The organism is Allobosea sp. P1_B10 (genome assembly GCF_056406735.1).
On the sequence record NZ_JBFTZP010000032.1, the window covers coordinates 1 to 7,417 of the forward strand.

Here is a 7,417-nt window from a genome sequence, read left to right on the forward strand (position 1 = left end):
GCGCTATGCCATCGACGCCGGCAAGATCGGCCGCGAACTCGGCTGGACCCCCAAGGAGAGCTTTGCCTCGGGCCTGCGCCGCACGGTCGAATGGTATCTGGACAATCCCGGCTGGTGGGGCGACATCCGCTCCGGCGTCTATCGCGGCGAACGCCTCGGCGCGGCCTGACGCGCGTTTTTAAATCCAACAGAAGACTGCCATGCTGACCGTCGAAGCCACCGCCATTCCCGCTGTGAAGATCATCGTGCCCAAGAAGCACGGCGATCACCGGGGCTTCTTCTCCGAGGTCTACAAGCAGGCCGACATGCTGGCCGCCGGCATCGACCTGACCTTCGTGCAGGACAACCACTCGCTCTCGGCCCCGGTCGGCACGTTGCGCGGCCTGCATTTCCAGTCGGCGCCCTTCGCGCAGGACAAGCTCGTGCGCGTCGTGCGTGGCGCCATCCTCGATATCGCGGTCGATATCCGGGCGTCCTCGCCGACCTTCGGCCAGCATGTCGCGGTCGAGCTCTCGGCGGCGAACTGGAAGCAGCTGCTCGTGCCCGTCGGCTTCGCGCATGGCTTCGTCACGCTCGAGCCCGACACCGAGGTGCTCTACAAGGTCACGGCGCTCTATGGGCCGCAAAACGACCATGGCCTGGCCTTCGACGATCCGGCTCTCGGCATCGACTGGCGCCTGCCGCCCGAAGCCCTGACACTGTCGGACAAGGACCGCAAGCATCCGCGCCTGGCCGACCTGCCGCGCTATTTCGACTGAGCGCCATGCGGATCGCCGTCACCGGACTGAACGGACAGGTCGCGCGCGCGCTGATGGAGCGGGCGCCGGCCGGCGTCACCATCATCCCGTTGGGCCGCCCCACGCTCGATCTCGAACGGCTCGAGACGATCGCGCCTGCGATTGCGGCTGCGGCGCCCGATCTCGTGGTGAATGCGGCAGCCTTCACCGCCGTCGATCTCGCCGAGACCGAGCAAGAGGCCGCGCTCCTGGTCAATGGCCGCGCGGCCGGTGCGGTGGCGCAGGCCACGGCCGCGCTCGGCGTGCCCATCATCCAGATCTCGACCGACTACGTCTTCGACGGCACGCTCGACCGGCCCTATCGCGAGGATGACGAGACCGGGCCGATCTCGGCCTATGGCCGCAGCAAGCTTCTGGGCGAGCAGGCGGTGGCGGCGGCGAGCGCCAATCACGCGATCCTGCGCACGGCCTGGGTCTACAGCCCCTTCGGCAAGAACTTTGTCCGCACCATGCTGCGGCTTGCCCAGACGCGCGACGAAATCGGCGTCGTCGCCGACCAGACCGGCAACCCGACCAACGCGCTCGATATCGCCGATGCGATCCTGGGCGTCGCGCAAAACCTCGTCGCCAAGCCGCACGATGCGGGCTTTCGCGGCATCTTCCACATGACTGCCCAGGGCGAGGCCGTCTGGGCCGACGTCGCCGAGGCGATCTTTGCCGCGCGCGTCGAAGCCGGGCTGACTCCGGTCTCGGTCAAGCGCATCGCGACCTCTGACTATCCGACGCCGGCCACGCGGCCGGCCAATTCGCGCCTCGATTGCAGCAAGCTCTCGGCACGTCACGGCATCACCTTGCCGGACTGGCGCGGCTCGCTGCGCATTTGCGTCCAACGCCTCATCAGTCATGAATCCGCGGAGTAGAACACGATGAAGGGCATCATCCTGGCCGGCGGCTCCGGCACGCGGCTGCATCCGATGACGCTGGCGATGTCGAAGCAGCTGCTGCCGGTCTACGACAAGCCGATGATCTACTATCCGCTGTCGACGCTGATGCTGGCGGGGATCCGCGAGGTCCTGATCATCTCGACCCCGCACGACCTGCCGCATTTCCAGCGCCTGCTCGGCGACGGCTCCGACTGGGGCATGGAGCTGTCCTATGCGCAGCAGCCCAACCCCGGCGGGCTGGCGCAGGCCTATATCATCGGCGCCGCGTTCGTCGGCGACCAGCCCTCCGTGCTGATCCTGGGCGACAACCTCTTCTACGGCCACACCCTGCCCGACATGATGCAGGCCGCCGCCAACCGCTCCGGCGCGACGGTGTTTGCCTATCATGTCCGCGATCCCGAGCGGTACGGCGTCGTCTCCTTCGACGCCGGCGGCAAGGCCATCTCGATCGAGGAGAAGCCCAAGGCGCCCCAGTCCAACTGGGCCGTCACGGGCCTGTACTTCTACGATTCCGACGTCGTCGAGATCGCCGCCAACCTGGCGCCCTCGCCGCGCGGCGAGTTGGAGATCACCGACGTCAACCGGATCTATCTCGAGCGCGGGCAGCTCTCGGTCGAGACCATGGGCCGCGGCTTCGCCTGGCTCGACACCGGCACACCCGACAGCCTTCTCGAGGCCGGCGAGTTCGTGCGCACGCTCGAGAGCCGCCAGGGCCTGCGCATCGCCTGCCCCGAGGAGATCGCCTGCCGCCAGGGATGGATCTCGGCGCAGCAGCTGGAGACCCTCGGGCAACGGCTCGCCAAGGGCGACTACGGCCGCTACGTGCTCGGCGTGGCAAGGGATATCGGGCGCTCACATACCGCCTGACCCGTCGTCAAACCGCAAGGTCACGCTGCGTCGACGGGAATTGGATCGTTGTAGGAGACAAAATCTAGGTTATGCGGCAGCAGGTGAACGCATGTCTGGACCATAGCCTCCGGGTGACGTGCCACTGCGTTTTTCCTCCACGGAGATTTAGAGTCCGGCCTTCTCAAGGACGGACAGATGAAGCGAGCACGGTTCACGGAGCATGAGGCTGGTGCGAAGACCGCCGATCTGGCGCGCGAGCACGGTGTCTCCGGGGCGATGCTCCATAACTGGAAGGCCAAGTTCGGCGGCATGGACGTGTCCGAAGCCAAGCGCCTGAAGCAGCTTGAGGACGAGAACGCCAAGCTGAAGAAGCTGCTGGCCGAGCAGATGCCGGACGTGGCGGCGATGCGGGAGCTCCTGTCCCAAAAATGGTAGGGCCTGCCGTGCGACGCGACGCCGTCGCGCATTTGCAGGCCGTCATGGGCCTTTCGGAACGGCGGGCCTGCAGCATCATCGACGCTGACCGGAAGATGATTCGCTATTGGTCATGTCGGCCTCCCGACACCGAGCTTCGCGCCCGCTTACGCGATCTGGTGAACGAGCGAACGCGGCTCGGCTATCGGCGGCTGTTCACCCTGGTCAGGCGGGAGGGCGAACCCTCGGGCGTCAACCGCATCCACCGCCTCTATCGCGAGGAAGGGCTCTCGGTTCGCAAGCGACTCGCCCGTCGCAAGGCCGTTGGCACGCGGGCGCCGATCCTGGTCGAGGCCAAGCCGAATGCGCGATGGTCGACGGATTTTGTGCATGACCAGTTCGAGAACGGCAGGCGCTTTCGCATTCTGAACATCATCGACGACGTCACCAAGCAGTGCCTGGGCGCAATTCCCGACACCTCGATCTCAGGACGCCGCGTGGCTAGCGAACTGACGGCGATCATCGAGCGGCACGGCAAGCTGGGGATTATCGTCAGCGACCACGGCACGGAGTTCACCTGCAACGCCATGCTCGCCTGATGCCGCGACAGCGGTATCGACTGGCACTTCATCGCGCCGGGCAAGCCGATGCAGAACGGCTTCGCCGAGAGCTTCAACGGCCGCATGTGCGACGAGCTTCTCAATGAGACGCTGTTCTTCGACCTCGACGACGCCCGCGCGAAGATCGCGGTTTGGATTGCCGACTACAACCTGCAGCCTCCGCATTCGTCGCTGGGCTACCTGACGCCTGCGGCCTACGCCGCCAACTTCACCGCAACGAACGATCGGCTGCGCAACCCCGACCAGCGCTGCCGATCGCCCGTTGCTCTCACCGCGCCACACGGCGTAAAACCTGTCGAGGCTCTAATCGCCGCTGGATGACAAACCAGTGACAGGTCAATCTTGCCGCAGCAGCCCAGCGCCTCCGGAAAATCTACAAACTCAAGCCAAAGGATCGCCGCTCAGGCTTGCCTAACCGAGCGAAGCCCCACTCCGCGAAATCCGTTCCGGGTCTGCGGCGATCCCTCGCCACCTTTTCAACAGTATCCTCTGGAACCGGGCTATACTGTTGTGCTCGATTTAAACATTCGGAGCCTTCCGACCTTCCACACATCCAAATTCGACGTAGTGAGCCAACGCGTTGAACCCTTCATGATAGACATCCGGATAGAGGGCCAAATATTTCTGAACCGAGAAATGCGCTGACGGATTTCGACCTTCCTTGCCACCAAATTTGATGAAGTGTTCAAGCGGCTCGTAACCAGACATGGCAACGTCGGGATTGCACGCGCGGTAGTAGCCCGCGTCAAACAGCTTCGAAGCCGTGATCAAGCGTTTAGCGCGAGATCGCGCGCCGCCGAGTGCGTCAAAAGCGGCGCGCCACGGACTATTAGCGCGCCAAGTATAGCGGCGATGCATCTCCTCCATTTGCCTGCGTAGCCCATCCGCCTGCGCTACGCGCAGCTGCAGTTCCATTTTGTGGTCCACCAGAAGCCTGGTTATGTCCGCTAGCTCTCTAAAACGCTCAGCAATGTCACGCTCTAGGCGCGCATTTTCTGACAGAAGCTCGCGGCTCTGTTGCTCCGCAAGCTTCAAATCCACATCACGATTGCCGAGCCCAACTGCCAACGACTCGCGCTCCGTAACCATGGTCGCGCGTGTCGCATTGCCGCCATCCACTCGAGCGGTCGATACGACAAGTTCTTGGGGCTGCCCGATAATCTCGGCCTCCCGCCGAGTCGCTTCTGCGCTATATTCCTTCCCACATAGGCGAGCGCGTGATGAATCTTGTTCTCGCATAGCCAATTTAACGGTCAACGCGTCGCGCTCATTGGTAATTGTGGTCGATAGCGCGACGAGATTGCGCGCAAGACTCAACTCCGTCTGCAGCGCGTCTAATTGCAAGGACAAGGTGGCTTGCCTGCGCGCTGCAGCGGCTGCCTGCTTGCCCCGTAATGCCAACCGCTGCCTCAACGTGTTGCGACTGAAGGTAATCGCCTTCAAGCGGTCGCTGGCGAGAGCAAATCCCTTCGACGTTTCGTCCAGCAGTCGTGCTTTCTCGTCGTCGGCCGCCGTCAATGATTCCTTCTCAGCCTCGAGTCTCTTGCGTTCAACATTTGCCTCCTCGAGACTCTTTCGCGATAGCTGGCGCTCGATCTCACGTGCAGTAGCAATCGCCTGCAATTCAGCGTCTCGCGCCTCTAATGCTTGGCCTAGCCTTGCGTTTTCGGCTTCTACCGCCTCTAACTCCCGGAGGCGCGAATTCGCGCTTTCAAGATCGGCACGCAAACCGGTAACCGCCGCCGATTGAACATTCTCGGCATCGGTCGACGCGACTATTGCTGCTAGTTGCGACCGCAACTCTGCTACGCGCTCCTCTGCATTGCGAGACCGTTCCGCAACTAGCTCGTGTTCGACCTTCTTGCTGTTGCCTAAAGAATTTAGGCGCTCCAATTCCTGTTTGAACTCAAATGTGCGCTTGTCAAGTTCAACCTGCTTCTGGTCTAGTGCGTTCTTCAGATCGCCTGTTTGCTTTTGCGCCGAAGCAAGTTGCTTCTGTAGGCTTTTGCTAATTGCCTCCCGGTCCGCGATAGCCCGTGCGTCTGCACACGCCCTCCCTAGACGGCCAAAAACTTCATGGGTGGATTGCCTGGACGGAGGGTCCACATCCGCAGCAAAGAGTTTCGCTAATGCTTCAGATTGGTGTTGCCCGACGCCAAGAACTCCCAGTCCATGCCCGTGTAAAAATTCGAAGGCTGGGTATTTCTTGCGCAGTCGCTCGAACAGCTTAAAGACGCCGAAATTTCGCTCTCTTACGTTGGTATCATGAAAGATAACGACAGCACGCTGCGACAGTTTAGGGAGCCAATTTTCGAAGTCGCGACTAACTGCATCTAGCGTATGAAGTCCGTCGATATGAAGTAGATCGATAGAATCTTCGCTGAAATAATGCATCGCATCATCAAATGATGACCGAACTAGACGTGAGAACGTTGAATAATGATTCTCGTTATAAGAGCGAACCTCAGAGAAAACTTCTTCACCGTAATAGCCCGCGTGTTCATCGCCCTTCCAAGTGTCGACCGCGTAGCACTGTGTGTCGAGTCCCAATCGCTCGACGGCCTGGCAAAAGCCAAAATATGAAACGCCTGTATGCGTTCCGAGTTCGACTAACACCCGCGGGCGATGAGCTTCGATCAGCCAGAACGCAAAGGGTAAATGCTCAATCCAAGCAGAATCGGCTAGATAGTTAGGGCGCCAAAACATCGAGCGAAGTGGTGGAAGGCGCGTTATACTGCCAGGATCCACCTGTGAGTTCACATGCTCGCTGGCAAGAGCAACTGCCGGCATGGTCGTAGTCCCCAATTCCACGTGCTGTCCCAGTTACGAATATGGAAGGTCGATCACCGTTCGGGGTGTAACGGTCAAACTCCAGTTTGCCAATCACGGATGCGCAGATGCCTCTACCATGCGAACTGGCCGGCTGACGGTTCTGTGGACGCGCAGTTAAGCTAATGCCACCTTCCGCTCGAACTCAATCGGGCTGACGTAGCCTATCGTCGAGTGCCGGCGGACGGCATTGTAGAACCTCTCCACGTAGTCGAGTACGTCGCCGCGCGCCTCGTCGCGCGTGCGGTAGACCTTGCCCCTGATCCGTTCGGTTTTGAGCGACGAGAAGAAGCTCTCCAGAGCGGCATTGTCCCGGACGTTGCCGGACCGGCTCATCGAACATGTGACGCCATTGTCGGCCATCAACTTCTGGAACTGCTCGCTGGTATATTGGCTGCCCTGGTCTTAGTGGTGAAGTAAGGCGTCAGGATTGCCCCTGCGCCAGACCGCCATGATGCGCGCGTCGGCGACGAGTCGCGCCGTCATCTCGGGCTTCATCGACCACCGCCGGCTTCATGAAACACACAATCTCGGTGCCCACGAAACCGCCGGCAGGCGACGTTGCCTTTGGGTTCTAATCCGGTTTGAAGTTCGTTCTGGCCCCTTGAGAGGACCAGGACATGAAGCGCAGCCGCTTCTCGGAAGAGCAGATCATCGCGATCCTGAAGGAACAGGAGACCGGGGTCTCGGTCGCTGATCTGTGCCGCGAGCACGGTGTTAGCGACGCCAGCATCTACAAGTGGAAGGCGAAGTTCGGCGGGATGGACGTGTCCGAGGCCAGGCGCCGCCGGACACTCGAAGACGTCTCGCTCACCCCGGGACGCGCTTACGCTGTGAACGCCACGCTGAAGCGAATGCTCGCCGACGCGATGCTCGCCAACGTCGCGCTGAAGGAATTGCTGGGAAAGAAATGGTGACGCCCGCCGCCGAGCGGAACGCCGTCGCGCATCGCGTGGCGCATCACACGATGAGCGAACGGCGGGCGTGTAAAGCCATCGGCAGCAGCCGCATGACCGTCCGATAC

Annotated in this window: 4 protein-coding genes and 4 pseudogenes; 6 read left to right on the top strand and 2 right to left on the bottom strand. The window is 61.6% G+C overall.

Annotation, left to right across the window (positions count from 1 at the left end; genetic code table 11):
• The 5 genes and pseudogenes from AC1D2L_RS25605 to AC1D2L_RS25625 all read left to right on the top strand — a co-directional run.
• Nucleotides 1-169 (top strand): annotated as a pseudogene (locus AC1D2L_RS25605) (dTDP-glucose 4,6-dehydratase); the annotation flags it as partial.
• A gap of 31 nt (nt 170-200) precedes the next feature.
• Nucleotides 201-758, top strand: coding sequence for a dTDP-4-dehydrorhamnose 3,5-epimerase (gene rfbC / locus AC1D2L_RS25610; protein WP_476848714.1), 558 nt, complete (start codon nt 201-203; stop codon nt 756-758).
• A gap of 5 nt (nt 759-763) precedes the next feature.
• Nucleotides 764-1,657, top strand: a complete 894-nt coding sequence (gene rfbD / locus AC1D2L_RS25615) for a dTDP-4-dehydrorhamnose reductase (RefSeq protein ID WP_476848715.1) — start codon at nt 764-766, stop codon at nt 1,655-1,657.
• Nucleotides 1,658-1,663: 6 nt separating this feature from the next.
• Complete coding sequence (rfbA, locus tag AC1D2L_RS25620) at nt 1,664-2,548, top strand: glucose-1-phosphate thymidylyltransferase RfbA (RefSeq protein WP_476848716.1); 885 nt, start codon at nt 1,664-1,666, stop codon at nt 2,546-2,548.
• Between the two features lie 177 nt (nt 2,549-2,725).
• Nucleotides 2,726-3,885 (top strand): annotated as a pseudogene (locus AC1D2L_RS25625) (IS3 family transposase).
• Between the two features lie 198 nt (nt 3,886-4,083).
• Here the strand turns inward: AC1D2L_RS25625 and AC1D2L_RS25630 are convergent.
• Together AC1D2L_RS25630 and AC1D2L_RS25635 are read right to left on the bottom strand one after the other, a co-directional pair.
• Entirely contained in the window at nt 4,084-6,354 is a 2,271-nt protein-coding gene (locus AC1D2L_RS25630) for a class I SAM-dependent methyltransferase (RefSeq protein ID WP_476848717.1), read from the bottom strand.
• Between the two features lie 156 nt (nt 6,355-6,510).
• Nucleotides 6,511-6,897, bottom strand: a pseudogene (locus AC1D2L_RS25635) (IS3 family transposase); the annotation flags it as partial.
• A 116-nt stretch (nt 6,898-7,013) separates the two neighbouring features.
• On the opposite strand from AC1D2L_RS25635, the pseudogene AC1D2L_RS25640 reads away from it, so the two are divergent.
• Nucleotides 7,014-7,417: pseudogene (locus tag AC1D2L_RS25640) on the top strand (transposase); the annotation flags it as partial.

What these genes read in the sequence shown, in the direction of transcription:
- rfbC (WP_476848714.1), top strand. Translation starts at nt 201, where the DNA reads ATGCTGACCGTCGAAGCCACCGCCATTCCCGCTGTGAAGATCATCGTG.
- rfbD (WP_476848715.1), top strand. Translation starts at nt 764, where the DNA reads ATGCGGATCGCCGTCACCGGACTGAACGGACAGGTCGCGCGCGCGCTG.
- rfbA (WP_476848716.1), top strand. Translation starts at nt 1,664, where the DNA reads ATGAAGGGCATCATCCTGGCCGGCGGCTCCGGCACGCGGCTGCATCCG.
- AC1D2L_RS25630 (WP_476848717.1), bottom strand. Translation starts at nt 6,354, where the DNA reads ATGCCGGCAGTTGCTCTTGCCAGCGAGCATGTGAACTCACAGGTGGAT.